22 protein-coding genes and 1 pseudogene are annotated in these 22,983 nt (G+C 73.6%); 11 read left to right on the top strand and 12 right to left on the bottom strand.

Annotated elements, in window-relative coordinates; genetic code table 11:
• Nucleotides 1-43: 43 nt before the first annotated feature.
• Entirely contained in the window at nucleotides 44-1,579 is a 1,536-nt protein-coding gene (locus EAO76_RS23695) for an SDR family oxidoreductase (protein WP_316248366.1), read from the top strand.
• A gap of 61 nt (nucleotides 1,580-1,640) precedes the next feature.
• A complete protein-coding gene (locus tag EAO76_RS23690) occupies nucleotides 1,641-2,123 on the top strand; it encodes an SRPBCC family protein (protein ID WP_148837953.1) in 483 nt (160 codons plus the stop codon).
• 36 nt (nucleotides 2,124-2,159) lie between these two features.
• On the opposite strand, the gene EAO76_RS23685 is transcribed toward EAO76_RS23690, so the two are convergent.
• Nucleotides 2,160-3,293, bottom strand: a complete 1,134-nt coding sequence (locus EAO76_RS23685; protein ID WP_148837952.1) for a PLP-dependent cysteine synthase family protein — start codon at nucleotides 3,291-3,293, stop codon at nucleotides 2,160-2,162.
• A 194-nt stretch (nucleotides 3,294-3,487) separates the two neighbouring features.
• Between EAO76_RS23685 and EAO76_RS23680 the strand changes: the two genes are divergently transcribed.
• Entirely contained in the window at nucleotides 3,488-3,805 is a 318-nt protein-coding gene (locus EAO76_RS23680; RefSeq protein WP_148837951.1) for a hypothetical protein, read from the top strand.
• Between the two features lie 187 nt (nucleotides 3,806-3,992).
• Nucleotides 3,993-4,514 (top strand): ATP-binding protein, encoded by a 522-nt coding sequence (locus tag EAO76_RS23675; protein ID WP_262375688.1) that lies wholly within the window; start codon nucleotides 3,993-3,995, stop codon nucleotides 4,512-4,514.
• Nucleotides 4,515-4,689: 175 nt separating this feature from the next.
• Here the strand turns inward: EAO76_RS23675 and EAO76_RS23670 are convergent, their stop codons facing one another.
• Both EAO76_RS23670 and EAO76_RS23665 read right to left on the bottom strand, forming a co-directional pair.
• Nucleotides 4,690-4,980 carry an SHOCT domain-containing protein gene (locus EAO76_RS23670; RefSeq protein ID WP_148837950.1) on the bottom strand — a complete coding sequence of 97 codons (291 nt, stop codon included), beginning with the start codon at nucleotides 4,978-4,980 and terminating at the stop codon, nucleotides 4,690-4,692.
• Between the two features lie 199 nt (nucleotides 4,981-5,179).
• The gene (locus tag EAO76_RS23665) at nucleotides 5,180-6,394 is read right to left on the bottom strand and encodes an ROK family protein (protein ID WP_148837949.1); all 1,215 of its coding nucleotides are present in this window, start codon (nucleotides 6,392-6,394) and stop codon (nucleotides 5,180-5,182) included.
• Nucleotides 6,395-6,528: 134 nt separating this feature from the next.
• Between EAO76_RS23665 and EAO76_RS23660 the strand changes: the two genes are divergently transcribed.
• Nucleotides 6,529-7,818: an MFS transporter gene (locus tag EAO76_RS23660; RefSeq protein ID WP_148837948.1), complete on the top strand. Its 1,290-nt coding sequence runs from the start codon at nucleotides 6,529-6,531 to the stop codon at nucleotides 7,816-7,818.
• Nucleotides 7,815-8,570, top strand: a complete 756-nt coding sequence (locus EAO76_RS23655) for a maleylpyruvate isomerase family mycothiol-dependent enzyme (protein WP_148837947.1) — start codon at nucleotides 7,815-7,817, stop codon at nucleotides 8,568-8,570. The genes EAO76_RS23660 and EAO76_RS23655 overlap by 4 nt, the downstream gene beginning before the upstream one ends.
• Nucleotides 8,571-8,599: 29 nt before the next feature.
• Here EAO76_RS23655 and EAO76_RS23650 read toward each other — a convergent pair whose 3' ends face one another.
• Both EAO76_RS23650 and EAO76_RS23645 read right to left on the bottom strand, forming a co-directional pair.
• On the bottom strand, nucleotides 8,600-9,721 hold the full coding sequence (locus tag EAO76_RS23650; RefSeq protein WP_148837946.1) for a sensor histidine kinase: 1,122 nt from the start codon (nucleotides 9,719-9,721) through the stop codon (nucleotides 8,600-8,602).
• A 224-nt stretch (nucleotides 9,722-9,945) separates the two neighbouring features.
• On the bottom strand, nucleotides 9,946-10,671 hold the full coding sequence (locus tag EAO76_RS23645; protein ID WP_148837945.1) for a TetR/AcrR family transcriptional regulator: 726 nt from the start codon (nucleotides 10,669-10,671) through the stop codon (nucleotides 9,946-9,948).
• A gap of 229 nt (nucleotides 10,672-10,900) precedes the next feature.
• Here EAO76_RS23645 and EAO76_RS23640 point away from each other — a divergent pair, with 229 nt between their 5' ends.
• A complete protein-coding gene (locus EAO76_RS23640; RefSeq protein WP_262375695.1) occupies nucleotides 10,901-11,308 on the top strand; it encodes a nitroreductase family deazaflavin-dependent oxidoreductase in 408 nt (135 codons plus the stop codon).
• Between the two features lie 147 nt (nucleotides 11,309-11,455).
• On the opposite strand, the gene EAO76_RS23635 is transcribed toward EAO76_RS23640, so the two are convergent.
• Complete coding sequence (locus EAO76_RS23635; protein WP_187438762.1) at nucleotides 11,456-12,670, bottom strand: geranylgeranyl reductase family protein; 1,215 nt, start codon at nucleotides 12,668-12,670, stop codon at nucleotides 11,456-11,458.
• Nucleotides 12,671-12,853: 183 nt separating this feature from the next.
• Between EAO76_RS23635 and EAO76_RS23630 the strand changes: the two genes are divergently transcribed.
• Both EAO76_RS23630 and EAO76_RS23625 read left to right on the top strand, forming a co-directional pair.
• Complete coding sequence (locus EAO76_RS23630; RefSeq protein WP_148837943.1) at nucleotides 12,854-14,218, top strand: dipeptidase; 1,365 nt, start codon at nucleotides 12,854-12,856, stop codon at nucleotides 14,216-14,218.
• A gap of 429 nt (nucleotides 14,219-14,647) precedes the next feature.
• The gene (locus EAO76_RS23625; RefSeq protein WP_148837942.1) at nucleotides 14,648-15,358 is read left to right on the top strand and encodes an MBL fold metallo-hydrolase; all 711 of its coding nucleotides are present in this window, start codon (nucleotides 14,648-14,650) and stop codon (nucleotides 15,356-15,358) included.
• Here the strand turns inward: EAO76_RS23625 and EAO76_RS23620 are convergent.
• Complete coding sequence (locus tag EAO76_RS23620; protein WP_148837941.1) at nucleotides 15,317-16,354, bottom strand: NUDIX hydrolase; 1,038 nt, start codon at nucleotides 16,352-16,354, stop codon at nucleotides 15,317-15,319. The two genes, EAO76_RS23625 and EAO76_RS23620, sit on opposite strands and share 42 nt — an antisense overlap.
• Nucleotides 16,355-16,741: 387 nt before the next feature.
• Between EAO76_RS23620 and EAO76_RS23615 the strand changes: the two genes are divergently transcribed.
• Entirely contained in the window at nucleotides 16,742-17,266 is a 525-nt protein-coding gene (locus tag EAO76_RS23615) for an excalibur calcium-binding domain-containing protein (protein WP_148837940.1), read from the top strand.
• Nucleotides 17,267-17,335: 69 nt separating this feature from the next.
• On the opposite strand, the pseudogene EAO76_RS46530 reads toward EAO76_RS23615, so the two are convergent.
• The 3 genes and pseudogenes from EAO76_RS46530 to EAO76_RS23600 all read right to left on the bottom strand — a co-directional run.
• Nucleotides 17,336-17,455, bottom strand: a pseudogene (locus EAO76_RS46530) (carbohydrate ABC transporter permease); the annotation flags it as partial.
• Between the two features lie 61 nt (nucleotides 17,456-17,516).
• Complete coding sequence (locus tag EAO76_RS23605) at nucleotides 17,517-18,842, bottom strand: glycerophosphodiester phosphodiesterase family protein (RefSeq protein WP_148837939.1); 1,326 nt, start codon at nucleotides 18,840-18,842, stop codon at nucleotides 17,517-17,519.
• Between the two features lie 108 nt (nucleotides 18,843-18,950).
• On the bottom strand, nucleotides 18,951-19,907 hold the full coding sequence (locus EAO76_RS23600; protein ID WP_148837938.1) for an ROK family protein: 957 nt from the start codon (nucleotides 19,905-19,907) through the stop codon (nucleotides 18,951-18,953).
• Nucleotides 19,908-20,170: 263 nt separating this feature from the next.
• Here EAO76_RS23600 and EAO76_RS23595 point away from each other — a divergent pair, with 263 nt between their 5' ends.
• A complete protein-coding gene (locus tag EAO76_RS23595; protein ID WP_148837937.1) occupies nucleotides 20,171-21,199 on the top strand; it encodes a LacI family DNA-binding transcriptional regulator in 1,029 nt (342 codons plus the stop codon).
• 28 nt (nucleotides 21,200-21,227) lie between these two features.
• On the opposite strand, the gene EAO76_RS23590 is transcribed toward EAO76_RS23595, so the two are convergent.
• On the bottom strand, nucleotides 21,228-22,526 hold the full coding sequence (locus EAO76_RS23590; protein ID WP_148837936.1) for a DUF6986 family protein: 1,299 nt from the start codon (nucleotides 22,524-22,526) through the stop codon (nucleotides 21,228-21,230).
• A gap of 166 nt (nucleotides 22,527-22,692) precedes the next feature.
• Nucleotides 22,693-22,983, bottom strand: a 291-nt coding sequence (locus tag EAO76_RS23585) for an electron transfer flavoprotein subunit alpha/FixB family protein (RefSeq protein WP_148837988.1), incomplete at its 5' end; no start/stop codon positions are given.

Below are 22,983 nucleotides of genomic sequence, written 5' to 3'. Positions count from 1 at the left end.
CCTGCGCCCGCCCCGCGCGGTGATCGGTGCGAGACTCGGACAGGTGGACGAATCCTCCGGTGACGCGCGGCTGCGCTGTCTGGTGACCGGTGCCTCCGGGTACATCGGCGGCAGGCTGGTGCCCGCGCTCCTCGACGCCGGCCATCGGGTGCGCGCGCTGGCCAGGACCCCGCGCAAGCTGCGGGACCACCCGTGGGCGGACCGGGTCGAGGTGGTCGAGGGCGACGTGGGGGACGCCGCGTCGGTGCGGTCGGCGATGGCCGGTGTGGACGTGGCGTACTACCTGGTGCACGCGCTCGGCTCGGGGCCCGGGTTCGAGGAGAGGGACCGCGAGGCGGCCCGGATCTTCGGCGAGCAGGCGCGGGCGGCGGGGGTCGGCCGGATCGTCTACCTCGGCGGGCTCACCCCGGCCGGGGTGCCCGAGCGGGAGCTGTCGCCGCATCTGCGGTCGCGGACCGAGGTGGGGCGGATCCTGCTGGATTCCGGGGTGCCGACGGCCGTGCTGCGGGCCGCGGTCGTCATCGGGTCGGGCTCGGCCTCGTTCGAGATCCTGCGCCACCTCACCGAGCGGCTGCCGCTGATGATCACCCCGAGCTGGGTGCGCACCTCGATCCAGCCGATCGCGGTGCGGGACGTCGTGCGTTACCTCGTCGGCTGCGCCGGCCTGCCAGCCGAGGTGAACCGCACGTTCGACATCGGCGGGCCGGACGTCATGACGTACCGGGACATGATGCGGCGCTACGCCCGGGTGGCCGGGCTGCCGCGGCGGCTGATCCTGCCCGTACCGGTGCTCACCCCGAGGCTCTCCGGTCTGTGGATCGGGCTGGTGACCCCGGTGCCGCCCGCCATCGCCCGCCCGCTGGCGGAGTCGTTGCGCCACGAGGTGGTCTGCCGCGAGCACGACATCGCCCGGTACGTGCCCGATCCGCCGGGCGGCGTCATCGGTTTCGACCGGGCGCTGCGGCTGGCCCTCCAACGGGTCAAGGAGGCCCGGGTGGACACCCGCTGGTCGTCCGCCGCGGTGGCGGGCGCGCCCAGCGACCCGCTGCCCACCGACCCCGACTGGGCCGGCGGGAGCCTCTACCGCGACGAGCGGGAGCTGACGGTGCCGGTGGCGCCGGACGCGCTCTGGCGGGTGATCGAGGGCATCGGCGGCGAGAACGGCTGGTACTCCTTCCCGCTCGCCTGGGCCGTACGCGGGTGGCTGGACCGGATCGTCGGGGGCGTCGGGCTGCGGCGCGGGCGGCGGGACGCGCAGCGGCTGCGGGTCGGGGACTCGTTGGACTTCTGGCGCGTGGAGGAGATCGTGCCGGGCGAGCTGCTGCGGCTGCGCGCGGAGATGCGGTTGCCGGGTCCGGCCTGGCTGGAGCTCTCGGTGGGCCGGGGCGAGCGGGGGCGGACGGTCTACCGGCAGCGGGCCCTGTTCCATCCGCGCGGGCTGCTGGGCCATGCCTACTGGTGGAGCGTGTGGCCGTTCCACTCGGTGGTGTTCGGCGGCATGGCCCGGAACATCATCGCGGCCGCCCGCAGCGCCCCGCCCGGTCCCCCGGCCGATCGCCGGGCGCACGAAGACATCTGACGGTACGCCAGCTATGGTGTGCGCGGCCCGTCCGCCACCGATCGCACGGGAGGTGCGTTCCATGCCACGCCGACTCCGTTCCGTGGGGCTCGACTTCATCGAATCCGCCCCGCTGCGGCTGGTCTTCTCCGCCGAGGTGTCCGCACCGGTCGACGCCGTCTACCGCGCGCTCGCCGACGACGTGCCGGGCTGGCCCGACTGGTTCACGGCGGTGACGGCGGCCCGGCCGACCGAGGACGGCGCGGGCCGCGAGATCCGGCTCAAGGGGGGCGGGGCGCTCCGCGAGACGATCGTGGCGGCGGAGCCCGGCGAGCGGTACGCCTACCGGGTCGACGAGGCCAACGCCCCCGGGGTGCGCGCCCTGTTGGAGGAGTGGCGGCTCACCCCGGCCGGGACGGGGACCCGGGTGCGGTGGACGTTCGCCGCCGACGGTTCCGCGCCCTTCCGGCTCGCCCTGCGGCTGGGCCGGCCGGGACTGGGCCGGGCCTTCCGGAGCGCGGTGCGCAACCTCGACGGACGGCTGGCCGGCCGCCCGGCGTCCTGACCCCCCGGCTTCCCCGGGCCAGTACCGCGACGGTCTTCAGCAGGGCCATTTCCCGTCGGCGAGGAAGGAGTCGATGGTCGCCGCGTACGGGGCGATGTCCAGGCCCTGGTCGGCGAGCCAGCTGTCGGAGTAGTACTTGTCGAGGTAGCGGTCGCCGGGGTCGCAGATCAGCGTGACGACGCTGCCCGTGCCGCCCTGTGCGACCATTTCGGCGACCAGCTTGAACGCGCTCCACAGCCCGGTCCCGGTGGAGCCGCCCGCCTTGCGGCCGATGGCCTTCTCCAGGGCGCGCACGGCCGCGACACTGGCCGCGTCCGGCACCTTCATCATCCGGTCGATGGCCCCGGGCACGAAGCTCGGCTCCATCCGGGGCCTGCCGATGCCCTCGATCCGGGAGCCGCAGTCGCTGGTGGCCAGCGGGTCGTGCCGGGTCCAGCCGTCGAAGAAACAGGAGTTCTCCGGGTCGGGCACACAGATCCGGGTGTCGAACTGCATGTAGTGCACGTAGCGGGCGATGGTCGCCGAGGTGCCGCCGGTTCCCGCCGTGGCGACGATCCATGTCGGCTCCGGGTAGCGCTCCAGCTCCAGTTGCTGGTAGATCGACTCGGCGATGTTGTTGTTGCCGCGCCAGTCGGTGGCCCGCTCGGCGTAGGTGAACTGGTCCATGTAGTGCCCGCCGGTCTCCTCGGCGAGCGCGGCGGACTCCTCGTACATCTTCCGCGAGTCGTCCACGAAGTGGCAGCGGCCGCCGTGGAATTCGATCAGCCGGCACTTCTCGGGGCTCGTGGTGCGGGGCATCACGGCGATGAACGGCACGCCGATCAGTTTGGCGAAGTACGCCTCCGACACGGCCGTCGAACCGCTGGACGCCTCGATCACCGGCTTGCCCGGCCGGATCCAGCCGTTGCAGAGCCCGTAGAGGAAGAGCGAGCGGGCCAGCCGGTGCTTGAGGCTGCCGGTGGGGTGCGTCGACTCGTCCTTCAGGTAGAGGTCGATGCCCCACGCCTCGGGCAGCGGGAAGCGCAGCAGATGGGTGTCGGCGGAGCGGTTGGCGTCGGCCTGGACCTTGCGGACGGCCTCCTTGAGCCAGGCCCGGTAGTCGGCGTCGGAACGGTCGACGTCGACGGTCGCCGCGACACGCCCGTCGTCCCTGTACCCAGCGATGTCCATCAGCGCGCTCCTCCTCGTACGACCGGACTTCCCGACCCCACGATATTCCCCCCACCTGCACAAACGTTTACTTTGAGGCCCCATAGGGCTGCCTTGGCCCCGTGGGGCCGAACGGCCGCCGACGCGGCCTGGCGCGTCGGCCCCCGCTTGTGCAGACTTCCCATCAGAAGCATCACGAAGGGGGCGAAGCCGTCATGCAGGAAACGGAGTTCAGTGCCACGGGGGTACGGATCGAACGCTGGGCCCGCTCGCTCACGCGGGCCGGGCAGGTGATCGTCAAGGACGGCAGGCTGGCCCTGCTGACCAGTAACGGACGGGAGATCGACAGCGCGCCGGTGGTGGCGGTGAGCGCGGGCAGGCCGTGGTTCGCCGGGGCCGGGGCGGCCGTGGCCCGGCTCAACGGGACGCGGTACCGGCTGACGATGGGGCAGCGCGATCACGACCCGGACCGGACGGGACCGGCCCGCCGCTTCCTGGAGACGCTGCGCAGCGCGGGCGGGCGGACCACCTGATCCGGCGGCGCCACCGGAACACCGCGAGTTGCGGAGCCGCGACCCCTGGGTGACATTGGACACGCATCACTCATGGTTCACCGGCGGTGACACTGTGGTAAGCGCCGCCGGACGGGATTCGGCAGCCGGTCGGCTGCCGCGTCCGTCACTCCGTCTTCTTCCGGACCTATTTCGGGGAGTCGCAGCCGTGATCAGCGAGCCAAGCAGGCACTGCACGGTGGAGCTCCAGGCCCTGCCGTCGCGGATCGGTCAGGTCCGCAGAATCATCTCGGCGCAGTTGCGCTACTGGCATCTCGATCCCTTGATCGACCAGGCCGCGCTCGGCGTCACCGAACTGCTGACCAATGTTCACCGGCATGCCCAGCCGGACAAGTCATGCACCGTCGAGATCGAGCTGCTGCTCGAACGGCTGACGGTGTCCGTCCACGACCACGACCCGCGGATGCCCACCGTGCGCGAGGCGAGCACGTCCAGCACGTCGGGGCGCGGGCTCGCACTGATCGCCGCGGTCAGCGAGAGCTGGGGGGTCCGCCCGAGGGGCGGGGCCGGCAAGGTCGTCTGGTTCACCCTTCCGGCCCCTCCCCGGTGCGTCGCACCGGCACCGCATTCGGTGTACGGGGCGACCACCGACGGCCCGTTCGAACCGGACCTCGTCGCGGAGCTGGGGCTCGGGCTGCCCTCCGTCGTGCGGTCGGCGGTGGTCGGCTAGCGCGTGTCACCGGTGTCCGGTGGGCGGCACGCCCAGGACCCGGTCCGGGTGCGACGCCCGGTGGGCGGCACGCCGAGGCCCCGGTCCGAGTGGGCCTCCGGCGCCGGTCGGCGGCCGGCCGTGCCGCGACGGCGTCCGGCGCGGCCCCGGCGGGCGGTGCCGGTGGGGGCGGCGGTCATGCCCCCGCCCCCTTGCCGCCGCGGCCGAACTGCTCGTCCAGGACGGAGAGCCGGCGCCAGTACTCGTCCTCGTCGATCTCCCCGGCCGCGAAGCGGCGGCCGAGCAGGGCGATCGGCGACGGTTCGGCGGGCGTCCCTCCGGGGGTACGGGCCCACCAGGAGGCCGGGCCGCCGCGCCGGACGGTCCTGCGCAGCAGGGTGACGCCGCCGATGACGACGGTCGCCCAGAGAAGCGGGAAGAGGAGGATCCAGGGCCCGGGTCCACCGCTGTGCGCCAGGGTGTTCATCTCGGTCAGCTCCCTCGTTCGGGGGTTCGTGGCCAGGTTTTCCCGACACCTCCGAGACTGGCCCCGGCAGGGGGTCCGGGTCGTCGTGCGGCCGGCGGCCGTGTGCGTACCCCCTCGGGAGTACGCGACGCCCCCTCCGCTGCTCCCGGCACCGCCCCGGCCACCCCTCCCCCGCGCGGCGGGTCCGGGCACCCGGATCTCAGGAGAGCGCGGCCAGCGGGTCGTCCAGCACCGGCTGCCAGGCCAGTTCCGCCGCGCCCACCAGGCTGTTGTGGTCGAGCGTGCAGGGCAGGATCGGCACGCTGCCGCTGCGCCCCCACAGGCTGCGGTCGGCCACCACCGCGCGCAGCCGCTCCGGGTCGGCGTCGAGCAGGGCGCGGTGCAGTCCGCCGAGGACGATGCGGTCCGGGTTGAGGATGTTGACCAGTCCGGCGAGTCCGAGGCCGAGCCGGTCGGTGAGTTCCTCGGCGGCTCCCCGTACCGCCGCGTCCTCGTACTCCGTGCGCAGCAGATCGCCGGCCTGCTTGAGCAGGGACTCCTCCGGCCCGGGTTCGCGGCGGGCGGCGACGAGGAAGGCCAGCGGGTCGGTCTCGACGTCCAGGCAGCCGCGACCGCCGCAGTGGCAGGGGCGCCCCTCGGGGTTCACCGTGAGATGACCCACTTCCAGCGCGAGCCCCGAACTCCCGGTGTGCAGGCGGCCGTCGAGCACCAGGGCACCGCCCACGCCGCGGTGGCCGGTGGCCACGCAGAGCAGGTGCCGGGCGCCCCGGCCGGCGCCGTGCCGGTGTTCGGCGAGCGCGGCGAGGTTGACGTCGTTCCCGGTGAACGCGGGCCCGGTGATGCCCGCCTCGCGCACCCGGGTGGCGAAGATCTCGCTCACCGGGGCACCGGCCGGCCAGGCGATGTGCAGCGGGTTGAGCGCGTTGCCCTCCGGTTCGGCGACCGCCGACGGGACCGCGAGACCGGCGCCGACGCAGCGCAGTCCGCTCTCCCGCAGCAACCGGGCGCAGGCGTCGACCACTTCGCCGATGACCTGCGCCGGGTCCGCCGTGACCATGACGCAGCCGGGGGCGGTGGCCACCAGTCGGCCGCCGAGACCGACGAGGGCGGCCCGGAACCCGTCGGCGTGCACCTGGGCGGCGATGGCGACGGGGCCGGACTCCCGGACGGCCAGCCGGTGCGAGGGCCGGCCCTGCGAGCCGGCGGCGGAACCTGGCCGGGAATCGACCCTGATCAGGCCGAGCGCCTCCAGTTCCGCAGCGACCGCGCCGGCCGTCGCCCGGGTCACCCCCAGCTCGGAGGTGAGGACCGCGCGGGTGGGCGCACGTCCGGTGTGGATCAGTTCCAGCGCGGGCCCGAGCGCGCTGCGGCCCCTCTCCAGCTTTGTCCGGGTGGTGGACACCTTGCCGTTCATGGGGGCGAGTCTCCCATGGTCCGAGGGTGCCTCCGACGCCCCGGTGGCGCGGTCGCGCCCCTTGCGTTCCCCCGCGTGTCCCCCCGTGCGCATCCGTCTTGCACCCGCTGTCCCGGCGCCCCTATGCTGAGTTTGTGCCACAACTAAACAAACTGCGGACGGCACTGTCGGGGGGACCGGGCGGAAACACCGCCGCAGCCCCGTCGGCCCGTCTCCGTCTCGCCCTGACCGTGTTCTTCGCCCTCGACGGATTCCTCTTCGCCGGCTGGGTGGTCCGTATCCCGGCCATCAAGCACCAGACCGGCGCCTCGGCCACCACCCTCGGCCTCGCCCTGCTCGGTGTGTCCGCGGGAGCCGTGGTGACCATGATGTTCACCGGCCGGCTGTGCCGGCGCTTCGGCAGCCATCCGGTGACCGTGGTCTGCGGTGTCCTGCTCTCCCTGGCCATCGCCCTGCCCGCGCAGACTCATTCGGCGTTCGCGCTCGGCCTGGTGCTGCTGGTCTTCGGTGCCGCGTACGGCGGGATGAACGTGGCGATGAACAGCGCCGCGGTCGATCTGGTCGCCGCCCTGCGCCGCCCCGTGATGCCCGGTTTCCACGCCGCGTTCAGCCTGGGCGGGATGATCGGCGCCGGGCTCGGCGGACTGGTCGCGGGCGGCCTCTCCCCCGCCGCGCACCTCCTCGCCCTCACCGGGGCCGGGCTCCTGGTCACCGCCGCGGCGGGGCCGGTACTGCTGCGCCACCCGGCCCCCGTCGCCGCGTCCGGGACGGACGGCACCGGGAAGCCGCGACGGCCGGACGGCAGGACCCGCCGCCTGGTGGTCCTGTTCGGCGTGATCGCGCTCTGCACCGCCTACGGCGAGGGCGCGCTGGCCGACTGGGGCGCGCTCCACCTGGAGCAGGACCTCCACGCCCACCCCGGTGTCGCCGCCGCCGGATACTCCCTGTTCGCGCTGGCCATGACGGCGGGCCGGCTCACCGGCACCACCATGCTCGAACGGCTCGGCCAGACCCGCACCCTCGTCGTGGGCGGCACGACGGCCGCCGCCGGAATGCTGCTCGGCTCGCTCGCGCCCTCCGCCTGGGCCGCCCTGATCGGCTTCGCCGTCACCGGCCTCGGCCTGGCCAACATCTTCCCGGTCGCGGTCGGCCGGGCGGGCGAACTGGCCGGCCCCGGCGGAGTGGCCGCCGCCTCGACGCTCGGCTACGGCGGGATGCTGCTCGGGCCGCCCGCGATCGGCTTCCTGACCGACTGGTTCTCCCTGCCCGCCGCCCTGACCACGGTGGCACTGCTGGCCGTCGCGGCCGCGGCGCTGGGGTACGGGGCGCGCAACGCGACCGCGCACGGCCGACCGGTCGCATCGCGGGAGGAGCCGGTCGCGTCGCACCGGGAATCCCGGAGCGCTGCCACAATCGGGGCATGAAGATCACGGATCACATCCGATCGCTGTCCGCCGAGGGAGAGTTGCTGGCGGACGCCGCGCAGCGGGCGGGCACCGGGGCACCGGTGCCGACCTGCCCCGACTGGCGGGTGCGCGACCTGCTCCGGCACACCGGCATGGTGCACCGCTGGGCGACCGCGTTCGTCGCCGAGGGCCACACCTCGTACCACCCCGACGGCGGGGAACCCGACCTGGACGGGGCGGAGCTCCTCGACTGGTTCCGCGAGGGCCACGGCCTCCTCGTCGACGCCCTGGAGACCGCACCGGCCGAACTGGAATGCTGGACCTTCCTGCCCGCCCCGTCGCCGCTGGCCTTCTGGGCCCGGCGGCAGGCCCACGAGACCACCATCCACCGGGTGGACGCGGAGTCGGCCCTCGGCGGACGGCCGTCACCGGTCGGGGCCGATCACGCGGAGGACGGCATCGACGAGCTGCTGCTCAAGATGCACAGCCGCCCGAAGAGCCGGGTGCGCACGGACACGCCGTACTCACTGCGGGTCCGGGCCACGGACACCGACGCCGCCTGGACCGTCCGGCTCTCGGCGGAGCCGCCGCAGGCCGAGCGGACGGACGGGGTCTCCCCGGAGGAGCCGGTGGACTGCGAGATGAGCGCGTCGGCCGAGGACCTCTATCTGACGCTCTGGAACCGGCTGCCGTTCACGGCGGTCACCGTGACGGGCGACCCGGAGCCCGCCCGGATCTGGCGCGAGAACTCCGGGATCACCTGGTCCTGACGGCGGGCCGGGGTGGCGTCGGCCCGCCGTCAGGACCAGGTGATCCCGGAGTTGGGGGGCTTCCGGGCCCTGTTGCACGCCCAGCCCGACATCGAGGTGGTGGGGGAGGCCGCGGACGGCGAGGAGGCCGTGCGCCTGGTGCGCGATCCGGAGTGCCGGACCACGTTCGTCAGCGCCTCCTGCACGATCCGGAAGGCGGCGAGGTCCGCGCCCGGCGGTACCGCCGGACGCACGCCGTCGGTCTCGACGGTGACGGTCAGTCCGGCGCCCGCCGCCTGTTCGACGAGCTCGGGGAGCCGGTCGAGTCCGGGGGCCGGGGCGCGGGGGGCGTTCCCGGGAGCGCGCAGGGTGTCGAGGACCTGCCGGACCTCACCCAGCGCCTCCTTGCTGGCGGCCTTGATGGCGGTCAGGGCGGCACGGGCCTGTTCGGGATCGGAGTCCAGCAGGGCGAGCCCGACGTTCGACTGGACGTTGATGACGGAGATGCTGTGCGCCAGGACGTCGTGCAGTTCGCGTGCGATCCGCAGCCGTTCCTCGTCCGCCCGCCGCCGCTCCGCGGCCTCCCGCTCCGCCCGCCGGTCCGCCCACTGCTCACGCCGTACGCGTACGAACTCGGCGGCGGCGACGATGGCCAGCACCCAGGCGGTGATGCCCAGTTCCTGCCCCCAGGGCGCGGCGTGGTCGCCGGAGGGCGGCAGCCACCGGTAGAGCCAGTGGCCCATCACCACGTGGCCCAGCCACACCATGCCGACGGCCGCCCAGGCGGCCTTCCGGTGCCCCGAGACGACGGCGCCGAAGCAGCCCACGGCTACGGCCAGGAAGACCGGCCCGTACGGATAGCCGGCCGCCAGGTAGACCATCACCGCGGCCGAAGTGCCGAAGACGGCCGCCACAGGGTGGCGGTGGCGCAGCAGGAGCACGGCGACGGCCAGGAAGAGCAGCAGCCGCGCGAAGGGGTCGAGCGGCGCCCGCTCGCCCACCTGCCACCGGGCTGCCACGGTCGATCCGACCATGACGAGGACACCGATCAGGATCGTCGAGGCCCAGGGGAGGCGACCGGCCGCCTCCCCCCGCTCGCCCGTCAGCCACCGGGGCGGCTCGCCGTGCGGCCGGAAGGGGCCGCCGCCTCTGCGTGAGCGCTGCTCTTCCATGCCGGTCACGCTAGACCGCGAGTCCCGGCGGAGACGTCAGCCGGGCGTGGTGGTCGCCCGTACTCCCGGTGGAGTACGGCGTACGGGCCCGGCGCGACGCCCCGACCGCTCCGGGCACCGCGCGTCCCCGGCCGGTACGCCTCCCCGGCCGGTACGCCCCTCCGGTCACGCGCCCCGGCCGGTCCGCCCCTCCGACCACTCCCTCGGCCGTGCCGGGTGGCCCCTCAGGGGCGGAAGGAGTCCCGGCCCCGGCGGCTGTCGAGCAGGCCGACCGAGCGGGCCAGTTCGGTGACGGCTTCCCGGAAGAAGGTCTCGCGGGCCTCCACGACCTTGTGGAACTGGCCGAAGACCTCGAAGGAGATCAGCCCGAACAGCTGCGACCAGGCGGCGACCAGCGGGGCGGCGGCCTCCGGGGGGAGCTCGGGGGCGATCTCCGCGACCATCCGCCCGGCCTCCGCGCGCAGGTCGTCGGCGAGCGGCGGCAGGGCGAGGCCGTCCGAACGGTAGGCGTCCGCGACCACACGGATCAGGATCCGGCCGACGCGCGCCGCGGGGCCGACCGTCGTCCGGGGCGCGGTGTAGCCGGGCACGGGCGAGCCGTAGATCAGGGCGTACTCGTGGGGGTGGGCCAGGGCCCAGTCGCGCACGGACCGGGCCACGGCGATCCAGCGCGCGAGGTGCGGGGCGGCCTCGGCCTCGGCGGCGCGGTGAGCGGCCTCGGCGGTTTCGCCCACGGCGTCGTACGCGTCGACGATCAGGGCCGTGAGCAGTTCGTCACGGCTGGGGAAGTAGCGGTAGAGGGCGGAGGACGCCATGCCCAGTTCCCGCGCGACGGCGCGCAACGAGAGTTTCGCGGCGCCCTCGGCCGCGAGCTGCTTCTTCGCCTCGTCCTTGATCGCTGCCGTGATCTCGATACGGGCCCGTTCCCTGGCTCCTCGGACTGTGCTCATGCCCACCAGTCTGCCACGGGAGAGAGCACCGACCAACAACGAGAGCACTGCTCTTGATTTCGAGCACCACTCTCGTGCACACTGATCTCAAGCGAGAGCACCGCTCTCAAAACATGAAGGAGTCACCATGTCCCAGGAGCAGAAGCCCCAGAACCAGTCCCAGCACCCGACCCAGGCGCAGCCCCCGGCCCAGCCGTACTACCTCCGGGGCAGCGCCTTCAACGTCCGGATGAACAGCGTCATCGGCTGGCTCGCCCGGCACGGCATCAGCCTCCAGGGCTCGGCCGAACTGTCGGTGCGCGGCCGCAAGAGCGGGCAGATGCAGCGCATCCCCGTGAACCCGCACACCCACGAGGGCGGGCAGTACCTCGTCTCCGCCCGGGGCCACTCCCAGTGGGTGCGCAACATGCGGGTCGCCGGCGGCGGCGAGCTGCGGGTGGGGCGGAAGGTCCGTGCCTTCGACGCCGTGGAGATCGCGGACGACGCGGAGAAGGCGATGATCGTCCGGACGTACCTGGAGCAGTGGGGCTGGCAGGTCAACGAGTACTTCCGGGGCGTCACCGCGAAGTCCACGGACGCCGAGATCCTGGCCGCCTGCCCGGACCACCCCGTCTTCCGGTTCACCGTGCGGGGCTGACCGTCCGGCCCGCCCCGCACCCCGGCCCCGCACACCCGACGCGTCACGGCCCGCACACCCGACGCGTCACGGCCCGGGCTCCCGGCCGTTCGGCCCCCGGCCCGCCCCGCACGTATCGGGCCGAAGCCCCCGGCGGTCCGTCGCCCGCTAGCGGTCCATCGCCGACAGGGCCCGCTGCGCCAGCGGATGCGTACGGACCAGCTCGCCGAGCGAGGTCGTCCCCCGGGTGACTCCGGCGAACGCGTTCCAGGCCGGGCGGAATCCCGTCAGCACCGCGTGCAACACTCCCGGGCGGCGCTCGAAGAGCTTCAGCATGCGCCGGCCGACACCCATCTCGACGCCCAGGCCGGCCTTGATGGCGAAGGCGTAGTTCAGCGCCTGGCGCCTGGCGTCCACCGCGTCGTGCGACTCCGCGATCCGGACCGCCCACTCACCGGCGAGCCGCCCCGACCGCAGCGCGAAGGAGATCCCCTCACGGGTCCACGGCTCCAGCAGCCCCGCCGCGTCGCCGCACACCAGCACCCGCCCGCGCGACAGCGGGGAGTCCTCGCTGCGGCAGCGCGTCAGATGCCCGGAGGAGATCTTCGGCTCGAAACCGGCCAGACCGAGCCGGGCGATGAAGTCCTCCAGGTACCGCTTGGTCCCCGCGCCGTCGCCCCGCGCCGAGATCACACCGACGGTCAGGACGTCGCCCTTGGGGAACACCCAGCCGTAACTGCCGGGCATGGGGCCCCAGTCGATCAGCACCCGGCCCGCCCAGTCCTCCGCGACCGTGGCCGGAACCGGGATCTCCGCCTCCAGGCCGAGGTCCACCTGGTCGAGCTTCACCCCGACATGGGCTCCTATCCGCCCCGCGCTGCCGTCGGCGCCGACGACCGCGCGGGCCAGGATCGTCTCGCCGCCGGACAGCACCACGGCGACCGTGCGCCGGTCCGGCACCGAGGCGCCGTGCTGCTCGACCCTCGTCACCGTCGCACCGGTGCGGAGCTCGGCGCCCGCCTTCTGCGCCTCCTCGACCAGGCCCGCGTCGAACTCGGGACGGTTGATGAGTCCGAAGAGCATCCGCTTGGAGCGGCGGGTCCGCGCCAGCCTGCCGTTGAGCGAGAACGTGACCGCGTGGATCCGGTCCCGCAGCGGCAGTTCGAACCCCGGCGGCAGCGAATCGCGCGAAAAGCCGATGATGCCGCCGCCGCAGGTCTTGTAGCGGGGAAGTTCCGCCTTCTCCAGGAGCAGCACCCGTCGGCCGGCCACCGCCGCCGCGTATGCAGCGGAGGCTCCGGCCGGTCCGCCGCCGACTACGACCACGTCCCACACGGCCGGTTCTTCGTGCTCATGTACGGCGTCTGCGTTCTCGCTGCTCACGATGTGCTTCTGCTCCCGATCCCACCAGTGGCCCATGCTGCTCACGGCATCCTACGGCGCGCCGGTCCCGGTCCCCGCTGTGGGAGGATCGACCGTGCGTTCGGCCTGCACGCACCGCCGCACACCCGGTGTGCATGTAGCCGGATTCGTACATATAACGTCGCACCCACGAGGAGCGTGCCCATGACCGCCCGTCCGATTTCCGAGACCATCGCCTCGCTGATGCCCCGTGCCAAGGCGGAGCTGACGGAGCTGGTGGCCTTCCAGTCGGTGGCGGATCCCGCGCAGTTCCCGAAGAGCGAGTGCGAGGCGGCCGCCGACTGGGTCGCCGACGCGCTGCGCGCCGAGGACTTCCAGGACGTCGCCCTTCTCGACACCCCCGACGGCACGCGGTCGGTCTACGGCTTCCTGCCCGGCCCGGCCGGCGCCCCGACCGTGCTGCTCTACGCGCACTACGACGTGCAGCCGCCGCTCGACGAGTCCGCCTGGCTCTCCCCGCCGTTCGAGCTGACGGAGCGCGACGGCCGCTGGTACGGCCGGGGCTCGGCCGACTGCAAGGGCGGCTTCATCATGCACCTGCTCGCCCTGCGCGCCCTCAAGGCGAACGGCGGCGTCCCGGTCTCCGTCAAGGTGATCGCCGAGGGCTCCGAGGAGCAGGGCACCGGCGGCCTGGAGCGGTACGCGGAGGCGCACCCCGAGCTGCTGGCCGCCGACACCATCGTCATCGGCGACACCGGAAACTTCCGGGTCGGCCTGCCGACGGTCACCGCGACGCTGCGCGGCATGACGATGCTGCGGGTCACGCTCGACACCCTCGAAGGGAACCTGCACTCAGGGCAGTTCGGCGGCGCCGCCCCGGACGCCCTGGCCGCGATGATCCAGCTGCTGGCGTCGCTGCGCGCCGAGGACGGCACCACGACCGTGGACGGGCTGACCACGGACACCGAGTGGGAGGGGCTGCAGTACCCGGAGGCCGACTTCCGCAAGGACGCCAAGGTCCTCGACGGCGTCGGGCTGATCGGCACGGGCACGGTCGCCGACCGCATCTGGGCCCGGCCCGCCGTCACCGTCATCGGCATCGACTGCCCGCCGGTGCTCGGCGCGACGCCCTCGGTGCAGGCGAGCGCCCGCGCGCAGATCAGCCTGCGGGTGCCGCCGGGCCAGGACGCCGCCGAGGCGACCGAGCTGCTGACCGCGCACCTGCGGGCCCACGCCCCGTGGGGGGCCAGGATCACGGTGGAACAGGTCGGCCAGGGCCAGCCGTTCCGCGCGGACACCTCCAGCCCCGCGTACACGTCCATGGCGCAGGCGATGGAGGTCGCGTACCCCGGCGAGAAGATGCAGACGTCCGGGATGGGCGGCTCGATCCCGCTCTGCAACACCCTCGCCGCCCTCTACCCGGAGGCGGAGATCCTGCTGATCGGTCTGAGCGAGCCGGAGGCGCAGATCCACGCGGTGAACGAGAGCGTGTCCCCCCAGGAGCTGGAGCGGCTGTCCCTCGCCGAGGCCCTGTTCCTGCTCAAGTACGCGGAGTCCAAGCAGTCCTGATCCCGCGTCACCGGTCGCGCCGGATTCCCGGCGGAGTCCGGGCCCGGGCCCCCGTCACGGGTCGGTCCGGGCCCGGTTCCGCAGGATCGGTCCGTGACGACCGGGCCGGAAACCGGCTGGACGCCGCCGATGGAGACCGAACGGCTGCTGCGGGAGTCCGGGGACCCGGGGGCGGTGCCCGACGCGCTGTCCCGCTGCCGGCTCCCTGTGATGATCGCCCGGCTGCACGCCGACGCCCCGGGCGTGCATCGCCCCGTTCCCCTCGCAGCACGATCCCGTGACCGGCCGGATGTGCGTCCCGGCGCTGAACCCGGTCCGCACCCCTGCCGTGATCCCCGGGGGCGGCCGCGGCGCCGCTACGCGTTCGGCGAAGCTCGCCCAGAGCGTAGAACGGCGACCACGGGCGGGCCGTCCGCGTACGTTCGCGGCATGGACATCGTCGAAGTACTCCCCCAACTGCACATGTTCCGCTTCCGCATCGGCCAGGCCTACCTGTGGCGCGACGGCACCGACCTCACCCTGATCGACGCGGGCGACATCGACGCGGCGGCCGCGATCGAGGACGGGGTGCGCGGCCTGGGCCTGGACCCGGACCGCATCTCGCGGATCGTGATCACCCACGGGCACTGCGACCACTACGGCGCCGCGCAGGAACTCGCCGACCGGTACGGCGCCGAGATCCTCGCCCACGGCCTGGACGCGGCGGTGATCCGGGACGAGGAGAAGATCGCCGACCCGGTCCTGCTCGACTGGGAGCGGCCGTTGTGGGAACACGCGCAGACCGTTCCGCCCGCCCCGCCGACCCGGGTGGACCGCGAGCTGGCCGACGGCGACGAGCTCGGCTTCGGCTCGGGGGCCCGGGTGGTCCACGCACCGGGCCACACCCCGGGCTCCATCGGAATCCATCTGCCGCACCACGGCGTGCTGTTCACCGGGGACTGCGTGGCCCGGGTCGACCGGGTGATGCTGGGCGTGTTCAACATCGACCGGGAACGGGCCGTGGCCTCCTTCCGGCGGCTGGCGGCGCTGGAGCCGGCCACGGTCTGCTTCGGCCACGGCGATCCGCTCACCACCGACGCCGCCGCCGCGATGCTCGCCTCAGCCGACCGGGACTCCGGCCTCCAGGTTGAGCACGGTTGACCGCTCCCGGGCGCGCAGGGCCCAGCGCAGCCGCTCGTAGCGGGTCGGGGGCAGCAGGGTGGCCGCTTCCTCCTCGGTGACGAACCGCCAGCCGCGCAGTTCGGAGCCGGGCAGCAGCAGCCGTCCGGCGTCCGCGCCGGTCAGCAGTCCACCGTCGAAGAGCAGCCGCAGCCCTCCGTAGCCGGGCGGGTGGGGTGCCTCCCAGTCGACGACGAGGAGTTTCGGCACCCGGTCGAGGTGGATGCCTATCTCCTCGGCCACTTCGCGGATGCCGGCCTGGGCGGGCGCCTCCCCGGACTCGACCACCCCGCCGGGGAACTCCCAGCCGGGCTTGTACGTCGGGTCGACGAGCAGCACCCGGTCGTGTTCGTCGAAGAGCAGGACACCGGCCGCCACGGTCTCCCCGGTCGGCTCGGGCGTCTGCACGATCTCGCACGGGGGCGCCGCCCCGCTGGTGACCGCCTCGGCGATGAGCCCGGCCGTCTCGGACGGGGTGAGCGCGCCGGTGTCGATGGTGTGGGCGTCCTGGGTGAGCCAGTGCAGCGCCGCCCGGTAGGACTCGATGTGCTGGTGGGCCCACTGCCGTACCCGCTCGCTGTGCTCCGGGTCGTCGGGGAATTCCACCCGGTCGGCGATCCGCTGGCGCAGGATCGTTTCCTCGGGTGAGAGCAGGACATGGCGCACGGGGATGCGGCGGGAGGCGAGCCCGCCGAAGATCTCGTCGCGGTACTCCTGTCGCAGCAGTGTCATCGGTACCACCAGCACCCCTGGCATCTCGGCGAGCAGGGCCGCCGCGGTGTCCACCACCAGACGCCGCCAGATCGGCAGGTCCTGGAAGTCCGTCACCTCGGCGAGTCTCTTCTGGGGCAGCAGCCGGCGCAGCCCCGCGCCGATCAGTTCGGGGTCGTAGAAGGTGCTGTTCGGGATCAGATCGATCAGTTCGCGCGCGGCGCTCGTCTTGCCCGCGCCGAACGCACCGTTGATCCAGATGATCACGGTTCCCCCTCTTCCGTAGCCCCCTGTGGCTTGCCCGCAACACCCTGCCGCGAAAACCAGGCCGTGGCGATGCTTGTTGCCCGAACGGAACCGGCGGCAGCCCGCCGCCCGCGCCCGCGGCACGTCTCCGGCCGGGCCCGCGGCCGGTACGGGGGCGCACAAAGGGAGTCGAAGCGGAGACGGGGGCGGGAAACGTCCCCGCCCGACCGGGTGCGGCAGGCCCGCCACCGAGCGGCGGCGCACGTGCCGACGGATGCCGCGATCGCCGCCCGGACACCGACCTTCCACCCTTTCATCACAATTGAATCACCAACGGAACATGTGACTCCTGGGCGTTCGGCGGGGCAGTTACGTTCATCTCTCCATGAGCCGTACCAGGGGGGACATATGTCTCGAAGTCAGCAGCCGCCATGGGGTCAGCCGCCCCTGCCGCCCGCCAACGTCCCGTACGGGCCGCCCCCTTCGCCGGACCCCCGTCCGAAGTGGGCGCGGAAGCGGATCCTGATCCCGGCCGCCCTCGTCCTGCTCCTCATCGGCGTGGGCATCGGCGGCGCGGACGATCCGGCCAGGACGGAGAAGACCGCGGCTGCCGAGGCCGCGCCGTCCGCGACGGTGACCGCCACGGCCACGGTGACGGCCACCCCGGCGCCGGCCGTCACCGAGACGGTGACCGCGAGCCCGGAGCCGGCGCCGACCGTCACGAGGACCCGGACCGTCCGGGTGACCGTCCCGCCCGAGGCCGAGGACGACGGGACCTCCGGCGGATCCGGATCGGGCGGGGGCGGCGGCAGCAGCACGTACTACGCCAACTGCAGCGCCGTGCGCGCGGCCGGCGCCGACCCCATCCGCGTGGGCCAGCCCGGCTACGGCCGTCATCTCGACCGGGACGGGGACGGGGTCGGCTGCGAGTAGCGGCCACCGGGGGCGGGGCCTCCCTCCCCCGGGTCCGGGACGGTACTCGGCCCTTGCCGGACCCGGGGGGGTGGGCCCCTCGACGAAGTGGCGCCGGAGCAGCGGGAAGACCACGACCGCGGGCAGGGCGACGATCACCGAGCCCGCGGCGAGCAGGTCGCGGTCCGTGAAGAACCGGCCCCTGGGGTTGCCGCTCCCGGCGGTTCGTCACCGAACAGCCGATGCCGGGCGCCATGGGCATGAGGCGGAGTCAGGGGGTGCTGATGCCCACGATGTTGATCAGTCCGGAGGCGGCGGCGTTGTGGTTCCGGCCGACGAATACCGACCACGGCACCCGGTACACCTTGTCCGTCACCGTCGTGGAGACTCCTGCCTCGGGCACGGACACCGTGATCTGAGTAGCGGTGATGACGCAGCGCAGGGTGTGGACGGTGTTTGCCGGGAGGGTGGTGCCCGCCGCGGTGTTGGCCAGCTGGGTGGAAGTACCGGCCGTGGCGTCGTCGCGGTAGATCCGCAGGGAGCCGGAGTTGCTCACCTGAACGGTGTACCCGTTGTGCAGGATTTCGGCCGAGGTCAGTTTGGTGGGTGCGTCGTCGGCGCCCAGGTGGAGGGAGAGCAGCGACCAGCCGGCGCCCCCGGCCGTCGGCACGCTGAACCGGACCTCGAAGGTCCCGGTCGGCGCGGCCGCACCGACCTCGCCGGCGAGGAGTACCTGGGTGTCGGTCGCGGCGGTGGGTGCGGGAAGGGGGATGCGACCACTGGAGTCGAGCACGGGACGGGTCTTGCCGGAGGGTGCCCAGCCGAGCCCCCAGAACCCGGTGTCCGTCGACGTGGCCGTGCGGCGCGGTGCGCGGCCGGAGACGTAGCCCGGGTAGTCGGTGACGATGCCGCGGCAGCCGAGGCCGAGGGCGCGGTCGCGCTGCACGCGTCGGGTCAGGGTGTGCGCCCAGACCCCGAGCGGCGGGGCTGCGGCGACAGCCGCCGTGATGAGGGAGTCGGATGCGGCTATGTCGATGTCGAGGACGTCGGCCCCCGCGGCGACGAACGCGCCGAAGTCGTCGCCGGCCATCTGTGCGGCGGACCTCCACAGGTGGGCCCGGCACCCGGCCGCCCGGACGATCGGTACCACCGCCGGATCGTTCGTGTTGACGAGCACGGAGTCCTGCAGCCCCCGGTCCAGGATCAGGCGGGCCAACGCCTGCACCCCGGCCGGGTCCTTCGCCTCGACGGTCATCACCCGCACCCCGCCGAGCTCGTCGAGGACCTGGGCGACCGTGGGCACGGTGAGGGCGGGCGACGCGGCGGCGAACCATGTGGCGGGGTCGGCGCGGAGCTGGAGCCACTGGGCGAGCCCGAACTCGGCCACCGGTCCGGAGCGGTTGGTGGTGCGGTCCACGGACGCGTCGTGCATCAGCACGGGTGTGCCGTCGGCGAGGACCTGCGTGTCGAGATCCAGGACGTCCGCCCACGGTACCGACGAGCGGAGCGCCTCCATGCTGTTCTCCGGGGCCTCGCCCGCGCCGCCGCGGTGGGCCGAGTAAAGGATGCCGGGCAGGTCATCGAAGGTGGTGGTCACGTCTGCCTTCCGTAGATCATGCGGACTCGTACGGCAATACTGCCGGTGTCCGTGAGGCTCCGGGCCCGGCCCCCCGTCGGCCCCGGGATCAAGCAGCCTGAGTGACCATCAGTCCCGAGGAGCCGCGGCCCCGTCCGCGCCTGCTCGCACCGCCGCCGCGGCGGCCCCCACCAGCCCGGCGTCGGTGCCCATCACCGCCGGGGCCACCGTGAGCTGCCGGACGAAGGAGAGCGTGGCGTACTGGCGCAGGGCGCGGCGCAGCGGGCCGAAGAGGACGTCGCCCGCACCGGCCACTCCCCCGCCGATCACCGCGATGTCGATCTCGACGAGCGTGGCGGTGGCCGCGATCCCGGCGGCCAGGGCCTGCGCGGCGCGCTCGAACGACGCGAGGGCGATCGGGTCCCCCGCGCGCGCCGCGGCGGCCACCGCGGCGGCCGAGGCGTCGCCGTCCGGGCCGGGCCGCCAACCGGCCTCCCTCGCCCGGCGGGCGATGTTCGGGCCGCTGGCGATGCGTTCCACGCAGCCGCGCGAACCGCAGGGGCACGGATCGCCGTCCAGGTCCACACTGAGGTGGCCGATGTGTCCGGCGTTGCCCGTGGGGCCGGGGTGGAGCCTGCCGCCGAGGACCAGCCCGCCGCCGACCCCCGTGGACACCACCATGCAGAGCGCGTTGTCGTACCCCCGGGCGGCGCCCAGCCAGTGCTCGGCAGCCGTCATCGCGACCCCGTCGCCGACCAGTTCGACGGGCAGTCCGCCCGTCGCCTTGCCGACCCGCTCCACCAGCGGGAAGTCGCGCCAGGCCGGGACGTTGACGGGGCTGACCGTGCCGGCCGACGCGTCCACCGGACCCGCGCTGCCGATCCCGACGGCCCTCACCCGCTCCCACGACGGGGCGGCGGACACCTCGGCGACGACCTCCTCCACGGCCGCCATCACCGTCTCGGCGCCCTCCCGGGCGGGGGTCGGCCGCTGCGCCCGCACGAGCAGCCCGCCGTCGCCGTCCACCAGCGCGGCGGCGATCTTGGTACCGCCGATGTCCAGCGCGGCGACGAGGTCGGTATGCATCGGTGAGGCTCCGTGAGTAGGCGGCGGGGACCTGGGACTTCCCCTCCGGATCATGCCGGACCCGCGAGGCTCGGCACACATGCGCCGGTCCGGCCCGATCCGAACAAAGGACCCCGGGGGTCAGTAATCGGTCTGCCCAGTCTCCATTCAGCTGACAACGTTGTCCAGGGCCTATGCTCGACGGCACAGCCTCCGGCCGTCCCCGTGGCGACGCCCGCGGACCCCCGCCGGACCGCCCGCCCCCGAGGACAGGACAGCGCATCGTGGCCGAGACCGCCCGTCACCCCGAGCCCCGTTACGGCAACCGGCCGACCATGAAGGACGTCGCCGCCCGCGCCGGAGTGGGCCTCAAGACGGTCTCCCGCGTGGTCAACAGCGAGCCGGGCGTCACTCCCGACACCGAGCGCCGGGTCCAGGAGGCCATCGAGGCGCTCGGCTTCCGCCGCAACGACAGCGCGCGGGTCCTGCGCAAGGGCCGCACCGCCTCGATCGGCCTGGTCCTGGAGGATCTCGCCGACCCGTTCTACGGTCCGCTGAGCCGCGCGGTCGAGGAGGTGGCCCGGGCCCACGGCGCCCTGCTCATCAACGGGTCGAGCGCCGAGGACCCGGAGCGCGAGCAGGAGCTCGTGCTCGCGCTGTGCGCCCGCCGGGTGGACGGGCTGATCGTGATCCCGGCCGGTGACGACCACCGTTACCTGGAGCCGGAGATCAAGGCGGGCGTCGCCACCGTCTTCGTGGACCGCCCGGCGGGCCGGGTCGACGCCGACACGGTCCTCTCCGACAGCTTCGGCGGTGCCCGCGAGGGCGTCGCACACCTGATCGCGCACGGCCACCGGCGGATCGGCTTCATCGGCGACCGGCCGCGCATCCACACGGCCACCGAGCGGCTGCGCGGCTACCACGCGGCGATGGCGGACGCCGGGACGCGGGTCGAGGACGCCTGGGTCTCCCTCGGCTCCACCGAACCCGGCCGGGTCCGGGCCGCCGTCGAGGGGATGCTCTCCGGTCCCGAGCCCGTCACCGCGATCTTCGCGGGCAACAACCGGGTGACGGTGACGGCGGTGCGCGTCCTCGCGGAGCAGGAGCGCCGCATCGCCCTGGTCGGCTTCGACGACATCGAACTCGCCGATCTGCTCGGCATCACCGTCATCTCCCAGGACGCCGCCGCCGTGGGCCGCACCGCCGCCGAGCACCTCTTCCGCCGTCTGGACGGCGCCGATCACGCCCCGGCCCGCGTGGAACTTCCCACGACGCTCATCCCGCGCGGCTCGGGCGAGCTGCCGCCCGCCTGAGCCGCGCGGCTGCCCCCGCGGCCGGCCGTCAGGGCGCGGTCACCGTGAGCCCGGCCCGCCGCGGCGACGCGAACGTGTCCAGGTCCGCACGGGTCAGCCCGGTCAGGCGGGCCACCTCGGCGGTGTCCAGGGCTCCGCAGTCGATGCCGCGCAGGAGGTAGCCGCTGAGCGCCTTGGCCGTGGCGGGTTCGTCCATGACGTCCCCGTCGGCCTTGGCCACGTACGCGGCGAGACGGGCCGCGGCCTGCTCCAGGCCCTCGCGGTAGAAGGTGTACACCGCCGCGTAACGGGTCGGCAGGTGGCCCGGGTGCATGTCCCAGCCCTGGTAGTAGGCGCGGGCCAGGGCCCGGCGGGTGAGGCCGTAGTGGAGCCGCCAGGCCTCGTGGACCCGGGACGTGGGGCCGACCGGGAGGACGTTGGTGGAGCCGTCGGAGACCCGCACGCCGGTGCCCGCGGCGGCCACCTGCATGACGGCCTTGGCGTGGTCGGCGGCCGGGTGGTCGCTGGCCTGGTAGGCGGCGCTGACACCGACGCAGGCGCTGTAGTCGAAGGTGCCGTAGTGCAGGCCGGTGGCCCGGCCCCGGGCGGCGTCGATCATGCGGGCGACGGCGGCGGTGCCGTCGGCGGCGAGGATGGACTGGCTGGTCTCGATCTGGATCTCGAAGCCGAGCCGCCCGGCGGGCAGGCCGTGGGCCTCCTCGAACGCCTCCAGGAGCCGGACGAAGGCGGTGACCTGCTCGGGGTACGTCACCTTGGGCAGGGTGAGGACCAGCCCGTCGGGGAGGCCGCCCGCCCGCATGAGGCCGGTGAGGAAGATGTCCGTGGTGCGGATGCCCCGGTCGCGCACGGCGGCCTCCATGCACTTCATCCGGATGCCCATGTACGGGGCCGCCGTGCCGTTCGCGTACGCCTCCGAGACCAGCCGGGCGGCGCGGGCCGCGGCCTCGTCCTCCTCGGCGTCGGGGCGGGGGCCGTAACCGTCCTCGAAGTCGATGCGCAGGTCCTCGACCGGCTCGCGCTCCAGCTTGGCGCGCACCCGGTCGTGAACGGGTCCGGCGAGTTCGTCCGGGATCCCGAGGACGGCGGCGAACGAGGCGGCGTCGGGGGCGTGTTCGTCGAGGGCCTTCAGCGCCTGGTCGCCCCAGGAGCGGATGGTGCCCGCGGCGAACGTGTCACCGGGGACGTAGACCGTGTGGACCGGCTGGCGCGTGCCGGGGTCTCCGGGGTAGCGGCGGGCGAGTTCGGCGTCGACCGCGGTGAGGGAAGCGCTGATCTCCTCGCTGACCGCACCGGCGAGGCTCGTTGCCACCTTCTCCTGCTGACCCATTTCCACACCCTCCACAGTCACGCTGTTTCCGCTTACCGGAATCAACAATCCGTATGGTGAAGTTATAAGGCGGTCGCACCCGCGTCAATGGTGACCGGAAACGGCCCGGGGCCGCGCGGTGGGTTCCACCGCGCGGCCCCGGGCCGTCCGCACTCTCCGCCGGGTGTCAGCCCTTGCGGGTGTTGACTTCCTCGGTGAGCTGGGGGACGACCTGGAAGAGGTCGCCGACCACGCCGTAGTCGACGAGGTCGAAGATCGGGGCCTCGGCGTCCTTGTTGATCGCGACGATCGTCTTGGACGTCTGCATCCCGGCCCGGTGCTGGATCGCGCCCGAGATCCCCGAGGCGATGTACAGCTGCGGCGACACGCTCTTGCCGGTCTGCCCGACCTGGCTGGAATGCGGGTACCAGCCCGCGTCCACCGCCGCCCGCGAGGCACCCACCGCGGCACCCAGCGC

This window comes from Streptomyces sp. sk2.1 (genome assembly GCF_008120935.1).
Taxonomy (GTDB): domain Bacteria; phylum Actinomycetota; class Actinomycetes; order Streptomycetales; family Streptomycetaceae; genus Streptomyces.
Note: the sequence above shows the minus strand (reverse complement) of the source record. Positions and strands in the feature narration are given on the sequence as shown.